Annotated in this window: 17 protein-coding genes and 1 pseudogene; 10 read left to right on the top strand and 8 right to left on the bottom strand. The window is 75.7% G+C overall.

The window, feature by feature from the left end; translation table 11 throughout:
• Positions 1 to 15 precede the first annotated feature (15 nt).
• The gene (locus tag E9529_RS03340; RefSeq protein ID WP_236829681.1) at positions 16 to 963 is read right to left on the bottom strand and encodes an SRPBCC family protein; all 948 of its coding nucleotides are present in this window, start codon (positions 961 to 963) and stop codon (positions 16 to 18) included.
• A gap of 101 nt (positions 964 to 1,064) precedes the next feature.
• Between E9529_RS03340 and E9529_RS03335 the strand changes: the two genes are divergently transcribed.
• On the top strand, positions 1,065 to 2,087 hold the full coding sequence (locus tag E9529_RS03335; RefSeq protein ID WP_236829680.1) for an aldo/keto reductase: 1,023 nt from the start codon (positions 1,065 to 1,067) through the stop codon (positions 2,085 to 2,087).
• On the top strand, positions 2,084 to 3,427 hold the full coding sequence (locus tag E9529_RS03330) for an FGGY family carbohydrate kinase (RefSeq protein WP_236829679.1): 1,344 nt from the start codon (positions 2,084 to 2,086) through the stop codon (positions 3,425 to 3,427). Before E9529_RS03335 ends, E9529_RS03330 begins: the two co-directional genes overlap by 4 nt.
• On the opposite strand, the gene hisN is transcribed toward E9529_RS03330, so the two are convergent.
• Entirely contained in the window at positions 3,428 to 4,267 is an 840-nt protein-coding gene (gene hisN / locus E9529_RS03325) for a histidinol-phosphatase (protein WP_236829678.1), read from the bottom strand. It abuts the gene before it with no gap.
• 22 nt (positions 4,268 to 4,289) lie between these two features.
• Positions 4,290 to 4,472, bottom strand: coding sequence for a DUF2795 domain-containing protein (locus E9529_RS03320; RefSeq protein WP_236829677.1), 183 nt, complete (start codon positions 4,470 to 4,472; stop codon positions 4,290 to 4,292).
• 53 nt (positions 4,473 to 4,525) lie between these two features.
• On the opposite strand from E9529_RS03320, the gene E9529_RS22540 reads away from it, so the two are divergent.
• Positions 4,526 to 5,062: a DUF2087 domain-containing protein gene (locus tag E9529_RS22540; RefSeq protein ID WP_236829676.1), complete on the top strand. Its 537-nt coding sequence runs from the start codon at positions 4,526 to 4,528 to the stop codon at positions 5,060 to 5,062.
• 86 nt (positions 5,063 to 5,148) lie between these two features.
• Entirely contained in the window at positions 5,149 to 5,973 is an 825-nt protein-coding gene (locus E9529_RS03310) for a hypothetical protein (RefSeq protein WP_236829675.1), read from the top strand.
• Positions 5,974 to 6,041: 68 nt separating this feature from the next.
• Here the strand turns inward: E9529_RS03310 and rsgA are convergent, their stop codons facing one another.
• The 3 genes from rsgA to E9529_RS03295 all read right to left on the bottom strand — a co-directional run bounded on the left by rsgA (position 6,042) and on the right by E9529_RS03295 (position 9,908).
• Complete coding sequence (gene rsgA / locus E9529_RS03305) at positions 6,042 to 7,031, bottom strand: ribosome small subunit-dependent GTPase A (RefSeq protein ID WP_236829674.1); 990 nt, start codon at positions 7,029 to 7,031, stop codon at positions 6,042 to 6,044.
• A 23-nt stretch (positions 7,032 to 7,054) separates the two neighbouring features.
• Complete coding sequence (aroA, locus tag E9529_RS03300; RefSeq protein WP_374201306.1) at positions 7,055 to 8,335, bottom strand: 3-phosphoshikimate 1-carboxyvinyltransferase; 1,281 nt, start codon at positions 8,333 to 8,335, stop codon at positions 7,055 to 7,057.
• A 109-nt stretch (positions 8,336 to 8,444) separates the two neighbouring features.
• The gene (locus E9529_RS03295) at positions 8,445 to 9,908 is read right to left on the bottom strand and encodes an NAD-dependent succinate-semialdehyde dehydrogenase (protein WP_236829672.1); all 1,464 of its coding nucleotides are present in this window, start codon (positions 9,906 to 9,908) and stop codon (positions 8,445 to 8,447) included.
• A 138-nt stretch (positions 9,909 to 10,046) separates the two neighbouring features.
• Between E9529_RS03295 and E9529_RS03290 the strand changes: the two are divergent.
• Positions 10,047 to 10,658 (top strand): annotated as a pseudogene (locus tag E9529_RS03290) (SOS response-associated peptidase); the annotation flags it as partial.
• Positions 10,659 to 10,755: 97 nt separating this feature from the next.
• The gene (locus E9529_RS03285) at positions 10,756 to 12,234 is read left to right on the top strand and encodes a fused MFS/spermidine synthase (protein WP_236829724.1); all 1,479 of its coding nucleotides are present in this window, start codon (positions 10,756 to 10,758) and stop codon (positions 12,232 to 12,234) included.
• On the opposite strand, the gene ybaK is transcribed toward E9529_RS03285, so the two are convergent.
• Positions 12,222 to 12,761, bottom strand: coding sequence for a Cys-tRNA(Pro) deacylase (gene ybaK, locus E9529_RS03280; RefSeq protein ID WP_236829671.1), 540 nt, complete (start codon positions 12,759 to 12,761; stop codon positions 12,222 to 12,224). The two genes, E9529_RS03285 and ybaK, sit on opposite strands and share 13 nt — an antisense overlap.
• Before the next feature lie 196 nt (positions 12,762 to 12,957).
• Between ybaK and E9529_RS03275 the strand changes: the two genes are divergently transcribed.
• Together E9529_RS03275 and rsrA are read left to right on the top strand one after the other, a co-directional pair.
• Positions 12,958 to 13,656: a sigma-70 family RNA polymerase sigma factor gene (locus tag E9529_RS03275; RefSeq protein ID WP_308195248.1), complete on the top strand. Its 699-nt coding sequence runs from the start codon at positions 12,958 to 12,960 to the stop codon at positions 13,654 to 13,656.
• Positions 13,653 to 13,991 carry a mycothiol system anti-sigma-R factor gene (rsrA, locus tag E9529_RS03270; RefSeq protein ID WP_236824725.1) on the top strand — a complete coding sequence of 113 codons (339 nt, stop codon included), beginning with the start codon at positions 13,653 to 13,655 and terminating at the stop codon, positions 13,989 to 13,991. The genes E9529_RS03275 and rsrA overlap by 4 nt, the downstream gene beginning before the upstream one ends.
• A 132-nt stretch (positions 13,992 to 14,123) precedes the next feature.
• Here rsrA and E9529_RS22930 read toward each other — a convergent pair whose 3' ends face one another.
• The gene (locus E9529_RS22930; RefSeq protein WP_014377707.1) at positions 14,124 to 14,198 is read right to left on the bottom strand and encodes a 50S ribosomal protein bL37; all 75 of its coding nucleotides are present in this window, start codon (positions 14,196 to 14,198) and stop codon (positions 14,124 to 14,126) included.
• Between the two features lie 175 nt (positions 14,199 to 14,373).
• On the opposite strand from E9529_RS22930, the gene E9529_RS03265 reads away from it, so the two are divergent.
• Together E9529_RS03265 and E9529_RS03260 are read left to right on the top strand one after the other, a co-directional pair.
• Positions 14,374 to 15,420 carry a biotin carboxylase N-terminal domain-containing protein gene (locus E9529_RS03265; protein WP_236829670.1) on the top strand — a complete coding sequence of 349 codons (1,047 nt, stop codon included), beginning with the start codon at positions 14,374 to 14,376 and terminating at the stop codon, positions 15,418 to 15,420.
• Between the two features lie 20 nt (positions 15,421 to 15,440).
• Entirely contained in the window at positions 15,441 to 15,701 is a 261-nt protein-coding gene (locus tag E9529_RS03260) for a biotin/lipoyl-binding carrier protein (RefSeq protein ID WP_236829669.1), read from the top strand.
• The last annotated feature ends 36 nt before the right edge of the window (positions 15,702 to 15,737 follow it).

The following is a 15,737-nucleotide window of genomic DNA, read 5'->3' as shown; positions in this document are numbered from 1 at the left end:
CTTCCGGTCGGCGGGTCAGGAGCGGGGGACGGCGGGCTGCTGCTTCGCCATCCGGCGGGCCAGCGGGCCTTCGGGGGTGCCCTCGGAGCGGACCACCTGCCCGGTCTCGAGGATCTGCTTGAAGCGCGCGAGGTCGTCGCGGACCTGCTGGTCGGGGGCCTCGCCGAAGAGCTTCGCGACGGCCTTCCCTGCCTTGCCGCCGGGCTGGGCGTAGGCCAGCCGCACGCGCACCTCGGTGCCCTGGTCGCCGGGGGCCGGCCGGAACTCGACGACCCCGGCGTTCTCGACGTCGGCACCGGGGAGCGACCGCCAGCGGATCCGCTCGCCGGGGGACTCCTCGACCACCTCGGCGACCCACTCCACCGTGCGCCGGCCCGGTGCCTCGGCGACCCAGTGCCAGCGTCCTATGCCGGCGGGGCGCACCTCGCGCACGTGGGCCATGAACTCCGGCAGCCGGGAGAAGTCGTGCCAGCGGGCGTGGACCTCCTGCGGCGGCCGGTTCACGGTGGCGGCCGCGGAGACGTCGATCGCGCTCTTCCAGGGCGCCGAGGAGGGCAGCAGCTCGCGGGCGGCGCTGCGGCTCCCCGCCCGGCGGGACCGGGCGGCGGTGAGCAGGTCCAGGGCGGCGAGCCCGGCGACGGCGGCCGTCGCGGTGCGCAGCCGCCGGCCGCGCTCGCCGCCGCGGTGGGACAGGGCGACCCCCATGGCGGTCAGGTCGACGGCGTCACCGGCCACCCGGGTCCAGGCCCAGCCGGGGCGGCCGGCGAGCAGCGGCAGGGCGTGCAGGAGCTCCCGGGCCCCGACGAGCGGGATCACCGAGAGCGCGGTCGCCGAGTCGTCGACCCCCGAGACGCGCGCGACGCCCTTCGGGTCCCGCAGCATGGCGACGCCGAGGCCGGCGCTGGCCAGGCCCAGGACGCGGGCGGTGCGGCGCGCTGCGGGACGGGTGCGGCTCGAGCTCATCGGGTCCTCCGGTAGGTCGGTGCCCGCACCGGCTACCCGGCGGCCCGGTGGGGAAACGGGAGCGGTGGCGGGCGGCGCGACACGCGGACGAGGATGCGGGCATGCCCACCACGCCTCCCGCCGTTACCCGCACGCTCGGTCGCGACGGCCTGACCGTCTCCGCCCAGGGCCTGGGCTGCATGGGGATGAGCCAGATGTACGGCCCCGCGGACCGGGCGGAGTCGATCGCGACCGTCCACCGCGCGCTGGAGCTCGGCGTGACCTTCCTGGACACCTCCGACGTCTACGGCAGCGGCCACAACGAGGAGCTGGTGGGCGAAGCGATCGCCGGTCGGCGCGACGAGGTGCAGCTGGCGACGAAGTTCTCGCTGTCCCGGACCCCGGACGGCGGGGTGCGGATCGACGGCCGCCCCGAGAACGTGCGCGCCTGCGCGGAGGCGAGCCTGCGCCGGCTGGGGGTGGAGGTGATCGACCTGTACTACCAGCACCGGGTCGACCCGCGGGTGCCGATCGAGGACACCGTGGGGGCGATGGCCGAGCTGGTGGCCGAGGGCAAGGTGCGCCACCTCGGGCTGTCGGAGGCCAGCGCCGCCTCGATCCGCCGCGCGGTCGCCGTGCACCCGATCGCCGCGCTGCAGAGCGAGTGGTCGCTGTGGACCCGCGACCTCGAGGGTGAGGTGCTCGGGGTCGCGCGGGAGCACGGCATCGGCATCGTGCCGTTCAGCCCGCTGGGCCGTGGCTTCCTCACCGGCGCGATCCGCAGCCCCGAGGACTTCGGCGCGGACGACTGGCGGCGCGGCCACCCGCGGTTCACCGGGAAGGCATTCACGGCCAACCTGCGGTTGGTCGACGCCGTCCGCGAGCTCGCCGCGGAGAAGGGGGTGACCGCCGGGCAGCTGGCGCTCGCCTGGGTGCTGGCGCAGGGGGACGACGTCGTGCCGATCCCGGGCACCAAGCGCCGCGCCTACCTGGAGGAGAACGTCGCGGCGAACGCCGTCGAGCTCTTCGCCGAGGACCTGGCCCGGTTGGACGAGATCGCGCCCCCGGGGGCGGCCGCCGGTGGGCGGTACGTCGACAGCAGCTACGCCTACGGCGACAGCCCGGAGCACCGGCCGGTCTCGTGACCGGCCTGTTCCTCGGCGCGGACCTCGGCACCAGCGGGCTGAAGCTGGTGGCGCTCGACGACGACGGCGCCGTCGTGGCGGAGGCCGAGGCGGCGTACGCCCACGACCGGCCGGCGCCGGACCGCGCCGAGATCGACGTGGCGGTCTGGCGCCGGGCGTTCGACACCGCGCTCGCGGAGCTGCTCCCCGCGCTCCGCGGATCCCCGGTGCAGGCGCTGGGCCTGTCCGGCCAGATGCACGGCGCGGTGCTGGTCGACCGCGCCGGGCGCGCCCTGCGCCCGGCGCTGCTGTGGCCCGACTCCCGGGCGGGTGCGGAGCTGGGCCGGTGGCGCCGACTCCGGAGGGACGACCGGGCGGCGCTGGCCAACCCCCTGGTGCCGGGCATGACCGGGCCGATGGTCGCCTGGCTGGCGGCCCACGAACCGGAGGTGGTCGAGCGAGCAGCCACGGTGCTGCTGCCCAAGGACGCCCTGCGTGCCTCGCTCGTCCCCGGCGGGCCGCTGGTCACCGACCGGAGCGACGCCTCGGGCTCGCTGCTCTGGGACGTCCCCTTCGACGCCTGGTCGGGTGCGGCGGCCCGCGCGGCCGGGATCCCGTTCGAGCTCCTGCCGGGGGTCCGCCCCTCGGCCGAGGTGGCCGGGACCACGCAGCTCGCCGCCGGCGAGATACCCGTCGTGGTGGGCGGCGCCGACACCCCGCTGGCGTTGCTGGCGGCCGGGACGGCCGTGGGGCTGCAGGTGAACCTCGGGACCGGTGCGCAGGTGCTGCGGCCGGGCTGGTCGCCGCGGCCGGTCGATGAACCGGTGGTGCACGGCTACGCCGACGTCGAGGGCGGCTGGTACCAGATGGCGGCGCTGCGGAACGGCGGCTCGGCGTGGGCCTGGGTCTGCGACGTGCTCGGCCTCTCCTGGCCGGAGCTGTTCGCGGCCGCGGCGTCGGTCCCCGGTGCCGGGGGCGTGGTGTTCCGGCCCTTCCTCACCGGCGAGCGCGGGGGAGTGGCCGGGCCGGACGACCGGGCCGGCTGGGACGGCCTCCACCCCGGCACCACCCGGGCGCAGCTGGCGCGGGCGGCGGTCGAGGGGGTCGTCCGGGCGATCGGGGCCGCGGCCGCGCTGCTCGAGCCACCCGACGACGGCGCCCCCGTGGTGGTCACCGGCGGCGGCGCGCGGGACCCGCTGGTGCAGCGGCTGCTCGCCGACGAGCTGCGGCGCCCGTTGCGGGTGCTGCACCTGCGCAGCGCGTCCGCCGTCGGTGCGGCGCTCCTGGCCGCCCGCGGCGCCGGTGCGGACGTCGTCCCCGCGCGGGGAGCCGGACCGGTGGTGGAGCCGTCTCGGACCTGATCAGGACGGCGGGACCGGCGGGGCCGAGGTCAGCTGGTTGACCGTCTCGGGCTGCCCCAGCTTCCCCAGCGCGGCGTCGTGCAGCCGGCCGTTGGTGGCCAGCGCGCTGCCCCCGGCCGGCCCGGGAGCCCCGGTGACGTCGGTGAACCGGCCACCGGCCTCCCGGACGATGACGTCGAGCGCCGCGAGGTCCCACAGCGACACCTCGGGCTCGCAGGCGATGTCCACCGCCCCCTCGGCCAGCAGCACGTAGCTCCAGAAGTCGCCGTAGGCGCGGGTGCGCCAGACGGAGCGGGTCAGGTCGAGGAAGCCGTCGAGCGCGCCCCGCTCCTCCCATCCCGAGAGGCTGGAGTAGCTGAGGCTGGCGTCACCGAGCCGCGACACCTCCGACACGCGGCACCGGGTGGCCGACTCCAGCCGGCGCCCGGTCCAGGCACCGACGTCCTTGGCCGCCCACCAGCGCTTGTTCAACGCCGGCGCCGACACCAGGCCCACCACCGGCTCGTCGCCGTCGAACAGGGCGATCAGCGTGGCCCAGACCGGCACGCCGCGGACGAAGTTCTTCGTCCCGTCGATCGGGTCGAGCACCCAGCGGCGCGACCCGTGACCGGTCGTCCCGAACTCCTCGCCGAGGACCGCGTCCCGGGTGCGGGCGCGGCCGAGGGTGATCCGCAGCTGCTCCTCGACGGCCCGGTCGGCGTCGGTCACCGGCGTGAGGTCCGGCTTGGTGTCGACCGTCAGGTCCTGGGCCTTGAAGCGGTCCATGCTGATCGAGTCGGCCTGGTCGGCCAGCACGTGTGCCAGCCGCATGTCCTCTGAGTAGCCCCGACCCGACGTCATGGGCACCCAACCTAGCGGTGCCTCAGTCGAAGACGGCGGAACTGACCCCGCTGGGCCCCTCGTACTCCCGGTCCTCGATCTTCTTCAGCGCCTCCACGACCTCGCCGTCGCCCCCGTGCTGCTCGGCGTGCTTGACGATGTCGTCCTTGCTCGCGGGGTAGTCGATGCCGGACAGGGCCTTCTGGATGTCGATCGGGCTCACCATGCGCCGCTCCCTACCCGCGCGACCGGGGTCGATGCACCGATTACCGTCGGGCCGTGGACGCGGCGACGATCGCGGGGCTCCTCGCGGACCCGGTGCGGCTCAAGGTGGTCGCGGCGCTGGCCCTGGGCGCCGGGACGATCGAGGAGGTCGCCGACGCCGCGGGGCTGGGGCTCAAGGAGGTCGCCCTCGCCGCCCGGAGGCTCGCGCGCGCGGGCCTGGTGCACCGCGACGGCCACGCCCTGGTGCTGCACGCGGAGCGGTTCGGGGCGGCAGCGCGGGCGGCCGCGGCGGCCGCGCCCGCGCCGGAGCCGCTGTCGGACGACCCGGCGGCCGACGCGGTGCTGTCGTCGTTCGTCCGCGACGGGCGCCTGGTGTCCATCCCCTCGCAGCGCAGCAAGCGGCTGGTGGTGCTCGACCACCTGGTGCGGGTCTTCGAGCCCGGCGTCCGCTACCCCGAGCGCGAGGTCAACGCGCTGCTCGCCGTCTGGCATCCCGACGTCGCTGCGCTGCGCCGCTACCTGGTCGACGAGGGGTTCCTCACCCGCGAGGCCGGCGTCTACTGGCGCAGCGGCGGCTACGTCGAGGTGTGAGGCCGGGTCGGCACGTCGACGGGTCGGGATGTCGGGATGTCGACACATCGCTCGGCCGGTCCCGCGGGGCGCGGGAGACTGCCCGCGTGCCCCCACCGTCACCCGACGCCTTCGCCGCCCTGGCCCGCTCCTCGCCGTGGCGCTGGTCGACGCTGCGCTTCACGGTGCACTGGCCGGGTGACCCCTGGAAGGGCGGCCGGGTCCGGGCGTGGCTGCGCCGTCCCGACCGGCTGCGGGTCGAGACGGCCGGCGGCGACCTGCTCAGGGCGGAGCGCACCGAGCCCGCGCGGGTGGGCCTGCTCGGACCGGACGGCGGATCGGTCCGGTCGACGACCTGGGCGTCGCAGTCGCCGCCGCCGGAGCTGCGGCCGGACGGACTGGTCGCGGTGCGGCCGGACCACCCGTTGCTGAGCTACGACGACCCGATGCACGACGACTACCACTGGGTGGCGATGCTCGACCCGGCGGAGCTCGCCGACCCGGGCCCGGACGCCGCCCCGGGGGACGCGCCGCTGCTGGTGGACGCGGTGACCGAGGTCGAGCACGGCGACCGGCCGGCGTGGGAGGCGGTCGTGCGGACGACGCCGGCGTACGAGCCGCGCTGCGGTTGCTGCCCGCTCCTGCGGTCCCGGGAGGTCGACGTCGCCGAGTACGACGCCGACCCGGCGTACCTGCTCGCGGGCTACCCCGAGCGGTACCGCGTGCGGCTGGACGTGCAGACCGGCGTCTGCGTGCTCACCGAGGCGGTCGGGGGAGAGATCGCGGGACGGGGGCACGACCTCCGCATCGAGGCGGTGGACGAGCCGATGCCCGACGACCTCTTCCTGGAGCAGCCCCGTCCCGAGGCTCGCGCCGAGCGTGGTGACGTGCTGGAACGGCCGGCCTTCAGGGGCCCGCGCCGAGCGTGGTGACGTGCTGGAACGGCCCCGTCCCGAGGCTCGCGCCGAGCGGAGCGAGGGGTGAGGAGGACGGGGTCCTCTCAGTAGCCGGGGCCGACCTGGCCGACGGCGGTGAGCAGCACCCGCACCGCGTCGAGCTGCTCCCGGCGCACCGGCCCCTCGGCGGCCCAGGCGTCCAGCGCGCAGTCGGGGTCCTCAGCGGTGTGCCCGCACCCCGGGGGGCACTCGGTGGCGGCCTCGGCGATGTCCTCGAACGCCACCAGGACGTCGTCGGCGGTGACGTGGGCGAGGCCGAAGGAGCGGATGCCCGGGGTGTCGATGACGGTGCCGCCTCCGGGCAGGTCGAAGAGCACCGCCGAGGAGGAGGTGTGCCGCCCCTTGCCGATCTTGCTGACGTCGCCGGTCGCACGCAGCGCGTCCGGCACCAGCCGGTTGACCAGCGTCGACTTGCCGACACCGGACTGGCCGACGAAGACGCTCATCCGGTCGCGCACCCGGTCGAGCAGGTCGTCCAGCGGGAGCTCCCGCGACATCGGCACCGCCTCGAGCCCGAGCCCGGCGTAGCGGTCGAGCAGCGGGCGCGGGGAGGTGAGGTCGGTCTTGGTGAGGCAGAGCAGCGGCTCCAGCCCCCCGGCGTAGGCGGCGACCAGGCACCGGTCGAGGAAGCCCAGCGCGGGCTCGGGGTCGGTGACCGAGGTGACGATGACGAGCACGTCGGCGTTGGCGACGACGACGCGCTCGGTCGGGTCGGTGTCGTCGGCGGTGCGGCGCAGCGACGTCGTCCGCTCCTCGATGACGACGATGCGGGCCAGCGTGTCCGGGCGCCCGCTGGTGTCGCCCACCACCCGCACCCGGTCGCCCACGACCACGCCGTGCCGGCCCAGCTCCCGGGCCCGCATCGCGGTGACGTCCACCGGCGCGCCGTCGGGGCCCTCGACGCGCACGGTCATCCGCCCGCGGTCGACGCCGACGACCAGCCCGGGGACGGCGTCGGCGTGCGTCGGGCGGGTGCGGGTGCGGGGGCGGGAGCCGCGCCGGTTGGGCCGGACCCGGACGTCGTCCTCGTCCATGCGCCGGGCGCCCCGCTGCGGGCTCAGGGGACGGCCCCGATCGGCTCGCCCAGCAGACCGGCCCAGCGTTCCCGGAAGTCGGGGAGGGTCTTGGTGACCGCGCCCGCGCCGGTGACCGTGATGCCCTCGACCGCCAGGCCGAGGACGGCGGCGGCCATCACCATGCGGTGGTCGGCGTAGGAGTCGAGCACCGCGGCTCGCCGGGGACCGGGCTCGATCTCCAGCCCGTCGGGCAGCTGCCGCACCCGGGCGCCCACCGCCGTCAGCACCTCGTCGAGCGCCTGCAACCGGTCGGTCTCGTGCCCGCGCAGGTGCGCGATCCCGGTGAGGCGCGACGGCCCGTCGGCGAGCGCGCACAGCGCGGCGAGCACCGGCGTCAGCTCGCCCACCTCGCCGAGGTCGGCGACCAGCGGCCGGACCGCCCCGGTGCCGGTGACCTGCAGCCCCGCGGCGGTGCGCGTCACCTCGGCGCCCATGGCCGGCAGCAGCCGGTCCAGGTGCGCGCCGGGCTGGGTGGTCACGGCGGGCCAGTCGCGCACCGTGACCCGCCCGCCGGCGACCAGCGCGGCGGCGAGGAACGGCGCGGCGTTGGAGAGGTCGGGCTCGACCACCCGGTCCAGCGCGGCGACCGGCCCGGGGGCCACCCGCCAGCCGCGGTCGGTGGTGGCGACGTCGACGCCGTGCTCCCGCAGGGTGGTCACGGTCATCTCGACGTGCGGCATCGAGGGCACCCCGCCGGCCAGCGCGAGGTCGAGGCCCTCGTCGAAGCGTGCGGCGGCCAGCAGCAGCCCCGAGACGATCTGCGAGGACTCCCCGGCGTCCACCTCGACGGGGCCGCCGCGCACCCGTCCGGCGCCGTGCACGGTGAACGGCGCCCGGCCGTGGCCGTCGTCGTCGACCCGCACGCCCAGGGCGCGCAGCGCGGTGATCAGCCCGCCGTTGGGCCGCTCGTGCAGCCGGGGGTCGCCGTCGACGCGCACCGGGCCGTCGGCCAGGGCGGCCACCGGCGGCAGGAACCGCAGGATCGTGCCCGCCAGCCCGGCGTCGATGGTGGCGGGGCCGCGCAGCGGGCCCGGGGTGACCAGCACGTCGTCGCCGTCGTCCGCCACCTGCACCCCGAGGGCGCGCAGCGCGGCGGCCATCAGGTCGGTGTCGCGTGCCCGCAGTGGCCGGACCAGCCGGCTCGGGCCGTCCGCGAGCGCCGCCAGCACCAGGGCCCGGGCGGTGAGCGACTTGGAGCCGGGCAGGGTGACGACGGCGTCGACGGGGGACGGGTGGTGCGGCGCCGCCCAGGCATCGGTCACGAGGACCATCCTGCCCGGTCGCCCGCAATGCACCACCCGGCCCCGTCCGACGGCCCCCTGCAGGGTCCCGCCGCGAGCTCGCGAGTGGCGGGGGGCAGGGGGTCCTTCCTCAGCCGGCCTGCGGCTTGTCGGCCTTCTTGACCGGCACCGTGCGCAGCAGCCGGCGGTTGGCGAACTCGAACATCGCCAGCTCGGAGAGCTCGCGGCCGTAGCCGGACCGCTTGATGCCACCGAAGGGCAGCTCGGGGGAGGAGGCGGTGGGCTGGTTGATCCACACCATGCCGGCCTCGAGCCGCTCGGCGACCGCGCGGGCGCGGTCGAGGTCGCCGCTCATCACCGTGGCGCCCAGCCCGAAGGCGCTGTTGTTGGCCAGCTCCACGGCCTCGTCGGCGTCCTTCACCTTGTAGACGACGGCTGCCGGGCCGAACAGCTCCTCGCTGTAGGCCCGCATCTCCGGCGTGACGTCGGTGAGGATGGTGGCCTCGACGAACGCCCCCGGGCGGTCGGGGCGGGTACCGCCGGCCACGACGGTCGCCCCCTTGTCGACGGCGTCCTGGATCTGCGCGTGCAGGTCCTGCGCGGCGCGCTCGCTGGACAGCGGCGCCAGCGACGTCGAGGGGTCGGCCGGGTCGCCGGGGGAGAAGGTGGAGAACGCCTGCCGGAGACCCTCGACGAAGGGCTCGTACAGCTCCTCGGTGACGATCAGCCGCTTGGACGCGGTGCAGGCCTGGCCGGTGTTCTGCATCCGGCCCATGGTCGCGGCCTTGACGGTGGCGGCCATGTCCTCGGCGTCGAGCACGATGAACGGGTCGCTCCCGCCCAGCTCCAGCACCGACTTCTTGAGGTGCTTGCCCGCCAGCGCCCCGACCGCGCTGCCCGCCCGCTCGCTGCCGGTGAGGGTCACGCCCTGGATGCGGGGGTCGGCGATGACCTGCTCGACGTCGGAGATGCGCAGGAACGTGTTGGTGAAGACGCCCTCGGGCGCCCCGGCGTCGGCGAACAGCTGCTCGATCGCCACCGCGCACTGCGGCGTGATCTCGGCGTGCTTGAGGATGACGGTGTTGCCGAGAACCAGGTTGGGCCCGGCCACGCGGACCACCTGGTAGAAGGGGTAGTTCCAGGGCTCGATGGCCAGCAGCACGCCGATCGGCCGGGTCTCGATGACGGCCTCGCCCTTGCCCATCAGCGGCTGGATCGGCGTCGGCTCGAGCAAGCCGGGGCCGTTGTCGGCGTAGTACTTGAGGATCATCGAGCAGAGCTTGAGCTCGCCGACGGCCTCGTCCCGGCGCTTGCCCATCTCCGTGGTGATGAGGGCGGCCAGGTCGTCGCGCCGCTCGTCCATGAGCTCGGCGGCCCGCCGGACGACGGCGGCGCGCTCCTCGACCGGTCGCTCCCGCCACTCCTGGTAGGCGGCGTGCGCCCGCTCGACGATCCCGTCGATGGCCTCGGTCGGGGTGAAGTCGAACTCCTTCTCGGTCTCGCCGGTGAAGGGGTTGACCGTGGCGTAGCGCCGGTCTGCGCTGTCGCTGGCGGTCTTCGGGTGGGCGGTCGGTGGGTTCTGCGTCGCGGTCACGCGGTGATCCTCGTCTCTCGTCGGGCGTTGCGACAGGGGGGCCTACCCGGTCCGCCCGACCGCACGCGCCGACCCCGGCCCGTCGGTGGGCGCACCTAGAGTCGGGGGAACAGCCCCGTGCCCGCGAGGAGGCACCCCATGTGCGGTCGCTACGCGGCCAGCCGCAAGCCCGAGGACCTCGTCCTCGAGTTCGAGGCGGTCCCCGCCCCAGGGCAGCCGTCGCTGCCTGCCGACTACAACGTCGCGCCGACCAAGGACGTCTACGTGGTCCGGCACGCCCGGGAGCGCGACGCCGAGGGCGCGCCCACCGGCGCGGGTCACCGCGAGCTGCGGTCGGTGCGCTGGGGGCTGGTGCCGTCGTGGGCCAAGGACGCGTCGGTCGGCAACCGGATGCTCAACGCCCGGGTGGAGTCGCTGACCGAGAAGCCGGCCTTCCGCAGCGCGGCCCGCTCCCGGCGGTGCCTGGTCCCGGCCGACGGCTGGTACGAGTGGGCCAAGCGCCTGGACTCGCCCGCCAAGCAGCCGTACTTCATCACCCCGGAGGACGGCTCGGTGCTCGCCATGGCCGGGCTGTGGGAGGTCTGGGGGAGGGGCGAGGACCGGCTCTACACATGCACCGTGGTCACCGCCCCGGCGACGGGCGCCCTCACGGAGATCCACGACCGCATGCCGCTGGTGCTGTCCCGGGAGCGCTGGGCGGAGTGGCTGGATCCGGCGCGCGACGACGTCGCGGAGCTGGCCCGTCCCACGCCGCCGGAGCTGGTCGAGGGCCTGGAGCTGCGGCCGGTGAGCCCGGCGGTCAACAGCGTGCGCAACCCCACCGCAGCCCCCGCCCCCCGGCGGTGCGCTGCCGGCCTGGGTCGCGGCCGGGCTGACCTTCCTCAGCTCCGGCGCCGTCCTGGTCCTGGAGATCGTCGGCCTGCGGCTCATCGCGCCCTACGTCGGCGTCACGGTGCAGACGAGCACTGCTGTGATCGGCTTCGCTCTCGCGGCGATCGCCGCCGGCGCCTGGCTCGGCGGCGCGACCGCCGACCGGACCGACCCGCGCCGCTTGCTCGCGCCGCTGCTGGTCGCCGGCGGCGCCCTGGTCGTCGCCGTGCTGCCGCTGGTCCGGTTCACCGGCTCGCTGCTCAGCGGCGCCGACGCCGGCGGGGTGCTGCTCCTGGCCGCCGTCGCCGTCGTCGTGCCCGCCGCGCTGCTCTCGGCCGTGCCGCCGATGGTGGTGAAGCTGCAGCTGGCCAGTCTGGACGAGACCGGCGCGGTCGTCGGCCGGCTCTCGGGGATCGGCACGCTCGGCGGGATCGCCGCGACCTTCGCCACCGGCTTCGTGCTCGTGGCGATCCTGCCCAGCAGCGTCATCCTCGTCGCCACCGGCGCGGTCACCGTGCTCACCGGCGTGGTGGTCGGCGTCGTGCTGCGGCGCGGGGGCGGCCCGCGGACCGTCCCGGCCGGCCTGCTCGCGCTGGTCGTGGTGGGCGGCGGCCTGGCCGCGGTGGCCCCGACGCCGTGCGAGGAGGAGACGGCCTACCACTGCGCGCGGGTGGTGGCCGATCCGGAGCGTCCGTCGGGCCGGGTGCTGATGCTCGACACCCTGCGGCACTCCTACGTCGACCTGACCGACCCGACCCACCTGGAGTTCGCCTACGTCCGGGCGATCGCCGCGGTCACCGACGCCGCCTTTCCAGCGGGGGAGCCGGTGTCGGCGCTGCACGTCGGCGGCGGGGGGCTGACGCTGCCGCGCTACCTCGCCGAGGTGCGCCCCGGGACGGAGAGCCTCGTGGTGGAGGTCGACCCCGAGGTGGTCGCCATGGACCGCGAGCAGCTCGGGCTGGAGACCTCGCCGGAGCTGCGGGTGCGGGTGGCCGACGGCCGGGTGGGGCTGGCCGAGGAGGCGCCGGGGGAGCGCGACCTCGTCGTCGGGGACGCCTTCGGCGGGCTCTCGGTGCCCTGGCAGCTCACCACGCGGGAGGCCCTGGAGCTGGTCGACCGGTCGCTGGCCGAGGACGGCGTCTACGCGGTCAACCTGATCGACCACCCGCCGCTGTCCTTCGTCCGGGCGGAGCTCGCGACGATGCGGGAGGTGTTCGACCACGTGGTCCTGCTGGCCCGCGCGCCCGTGCTCGCCGGGGAGGACGGCGGCAACGTGATCGCGGTGGCGTCGCAGCGGCCGCTGCCGGTGGCGGGGATCGCCGCGGAGCTGACCGGGCGCGACCTGGTCTGGCAGGTGGCCGAGGGGGAGGAGCTGGACCGGTTCGTCGGCGACGCGCGCGTGCTCACCGACGACTTCGCCCCCGTCGACCAGCTCTTGAACCCCTACGGCTCCTGACCGGCCCCTCGCAGGGGCCCGCCGCGAGTTGGCGAGTGGTGGGGGGTGAGGGGTCCTTTCGCGATCGCTGCGGTGCGGGCCCGGGTCAGCCGCACCAGCTCGGCCGGCGGCAGCTCCAGCTGGAGGCCGCGCCTGCCGGCGCTGACCAGCACGGTGGGGAAGTCCAGGGCCGAGGAGTCGACCACCGTGGGCAGCAGCTTGCGCTGGCCCAGCGGGCTGATGCCACCGACCACGTAGCCGGTGGCGCGCTCGGCGTCGGCCGGCTCGGCCATCGCCGCCTTCCGCCCGCCGGCCGCCACGGCCAGCGCCTTGAGGTCCAGCGTGCCGCTCACGGGGACGACGGCGACGGTCAGCGCGCCGTCGACGCGCGCGACCAGCGTCTTGAACACCTGGCGGGCGTCGGCAGCCAGCGCGGCCACCGCCGCCTCGCCGTGCCCCTGGTCGGCCGGGTGCTCGGGGTCGTAGGGGTGCAGCGCGTGCGCCACCTTCGCCTGCTCCACGACCCGCACCGCCGGGGTTGCCGCCACGGCGCGGCAGCCTACCCAGGTGTCGCGGGCGGGAATGCCGGCGCCGGGCGGTGCCGTTGGACCGGCCGTGAGCAGCACCCTCTCCACCCCCCGCGCCCGTGCCGCGCGCCGACGTCCCCCGGGCCGTCCCGACGCCGCGCGGCTAGGATCGACCGATGTGGCGCCCCGCGTCCGGGGGCCCCAGAGAGGACGGTCGGTGCCTGAGGAGTCCGCGGTCGAGAACACCGGTCAGCTGCCCGAGGCGGCGACCCCGGTGGAGGTGCCGGAGGCGCGCGAGGGCGGCAGCCGCACGGAGCTCGCCGAGACCCGCGCCGAGCGCGATGCGCGGTTCGAGCGGGACGCGCTGCCCTTCCTGGACCAGCTCTACCCGGCGGCCCTGCGGATGACCCGCAACCCGGCCGACGCCGAGGACCTGGTGCAGGAGACCTTCGTCAAGGCGTACTCCGCCTTCCACCAGTTCGCCGAGGGCACGAATCTCAAGGCGTGGCTGTACCGGATCCTGACGAACACTTACATCAACAGCTACCGCAAGAAGCAGCGGCAGCCGCAGCAGTACCCCACCGACCAGGTGCAGGACTGGCAGCTGTACGCCGCCGAGGAGCACACCTCGTCGGGTCTGCGCTCGGCCGAGATCGAGGCGCTGGACCACCTGCCCGACTCCGACATCAAGGAAGCGCTGCAGCAGCTCCCGGAGGACTTCCGGCTGGCGGTCTACCTGGCCGACGTCGAGGGCTTCGCCTACAAGGAGATCGCCGAGATCATGGGCACGCCCATCGGCACGGTGATGTCCCGGCTGCACCGCGGTCGACGCGGGCTGCAGAAGCTGCTGGCCGACTACGCCCGGGAGCGCGGCTTCGTCCGCGCCGGGGCCGGTGAGGAGGCGACCCGCCCGTGAGCGACGAGCTGGGGGCCGGCGAGCCCCTCGAGATCAACTCGTGCGACGACGTCCTCACCCACGTCTTCGAGTTCCTCGACCACCAGACCTCCGACGAGCGCCGCACCGTGATCGCCGAGCACCTGGACGAGTGCTCGTCGTGCCTGCGGCAGTTCGGCATCGAGGCGGAGTTCAAGGCGCTGGTGCGCCGGCGCTGCGGCGGCGACAAGCCCCCGACGGGCCTGCGGGAGCGCATCAAGATGCAGCTGACGAGCGTCTCCTTCGAGGAGGACGGCACGCAGGTCAGCGTCGAGCGGCTGACCGTCGAGCACTCGGAGGAGCGCCCGACCGCCTGACAGGACCACCCTGCCCCCCACGGCTCGCAGGCTCGCCGCGGGCCCCTGCAGGATGGCCGTTCCAGCATGTCACCGGGGCCAGACGTGCAAGCGCCCCGTCCGCCGGAGGCGGACGGGGCGCTTGCACGTCGTTCAGGCGTTGGGGCGCTTGCCGTGGTTGGCCTTGTTCCCCTTGCGGGAGCGACGCTTGCGTCCGCGCTTGGACATCGCTGCCCTCCTCTCTCATGCTGCTGACGGGCCGGGTGGCCCAGGACCGGTGCGGAGCCGTGACCGGCGCACGCGGGGTGCGCGGCGCCGGACGACCCGCCAAGCTGACCCGACAAGCCTCTCACGGGGCGCCCCGGCCGTGCGCCGGGCCGGGCGAGTTCGAAGAGGAGCATCAGTGCCGCAGCTGGGGATCGAGACCGTCCTCGTCGCCGGACGGGGGCCGGCGGGGTGCGCCGCGATCCGGGCGTGCCAGCGGCTCGGTCTCAAGGCCGTCGCGGTGCACAGCGAGACGGAGCGCTCCGCCCGTCACGTGCGCCTGGCCGACGACGCCGTCCTCCTCGGGCCGGCGCCGGCTGCCGAGTCCTACCTGGCCGTCGACCGCATCGTCGAGGCGGCGCGGCGCAGCGGCGCGGACACGGTGCTCCCCGTCCCGCCCGCGCTCGCCGGGAACGTCCGGCTCGCCGGCGGGGTCATCGCCGCGGGCCTGCGGTGGGCGGGGCCCGGCCCGGAGGTGCTCGAGCGGCTCGGCGGGGACGGTGTGGAGCCGGCCAGCGAGCAGGGTTTCCTGGCCTGGGTGACCGACGAGGGGCTGCGGTTCACCACCCCGGTGGCCCGTGACCGCGCCGCGGGCATCGCGCGGGTCTCCTGGACCCCCCGCGAGCCGGGCCGGTTGCCGGCCGCGGCGCACCGCCTCGCCGAGGTGGGCTGGCGCGGGCTGGTCACCGTCGGGATCGCTCCCGACGGCTCGCTGGCCGAGGTCGCGGCCGGCTTCTCGCTGGACATGGCGGTGCTGGAGCGCTCCCACGGCGTGGACGCCGTCGAGCTGGCGCTGCGCAGCGCAGCCGGGCCCCGGGAAGCGGGTGCGGGTCCCGCGGCCCGCCCCGCACCACGGGCAGCCGTCGTCGCCCAGCTGCGCGCCACCCTGCCGCCGGGGACCGCCGGGCGGATCAGCGGCCGACTCCCCGGAACCGGTCGCCCACCGGCCGACGACGGCACCGACCTGGTCGCGGTGAGCGGCTACGAACCCGGTGACCGGCTGGACGGCTGGTACGACGCCCTGCTGGCCACCGTCAGCAGCGGTGCGGACGACGTGACGACGGCGGCCCGCGCGGTCAGCCGGGCGCTGTCCGGGCTGCCCGAGACCGGCGTGCCGCACGACGGGCCGGAGGTCTGCGCGGTGCTCGGGCGGCTCGCCGGGGGACGGGCGGCGCCGGCCACCTGACGCCGGTCGGCCGTGCTTGGATGGGGGCTCACGATCGGCGGGCGCGGGAGGTACCGGTGGCGGCGGAGGAGATCCACGCGGAGATGGTCTCCAGCGTCTGGAAGGTGCTGGTGCAGCCCGGGGCGCAGGTGTCGGCGGGGGACACGCTGGTGATCCTCGAGTCGATGAAGATGGAGATCCCGGTGCTCACCGAGCGGACGGGCACCGTGCAGGAGCTGCACGTGGTGGAGGGCGAGGTGCTCCAGGAGGGCGACCTCATCGCGGTCGTCGCCTCCACCTGAGGGAGGACCCCGCCCTCCCCACCCCCCGCTCGCTCG

It is taken from the genome of Blastococcus sp. KM273128, assembly GCF_021698975.1.
Taxonomy (GTDB): Bacteria; Actinomycetota; Actinomycetes; order Mycobacteriales; family Geodermatophilaceae; genus Blastococcus.
This window is presented reverse-complemented; position numbering and strand designations above follow the sequence as displayed.

Excerpts from the sequence above, each read along its gene's own strand:
- E9529_RS03340 (WP_236829681.1), bottom strand. The coding sequence starts at position 963 with ATGAGCTCGAGCCGCACCCGTCCCGCAGCGCGCCGCACCGCCCGCGTC.
- E9529_RS03335 (WP_236829680.1), top strand. The coding sequence starts at position 1,065 with ATGCCCACCACGCCTCCCGCCGTTACCCGCACGCTCGGTCGCGACGGC.
- hisN (WP_236829678.1), bottom strand. The coding sequence starts at position 4,267 with ATGACGTCGGGTCGGGGCTACTCAGAGGACATGCGGCTGGCACACGTG.
- E9529_RS03320 (WP_236829677.1), bottom strand. The coding sequence starts at position 4,472 with ATGGTGAGCCCGATCGACATCCAGAAGGCCCTGTCCGGCATCGACTAC.
- rsgA (WP_236829674.1), bottom strand. The coding sequence starts at position 7,031 with ATGGACGAGGACGACGTCCGGGTCCGGCCCAACCGGCGCGGCTCCCGC.
- E9529_RS03260 (WP_236829669.1), top strand. The coding sequence starts at position 15,441 with ATGGGGGCTCACGATCGGCGGGCGCGGGAGGTACCGGTGGCGGCGGAG.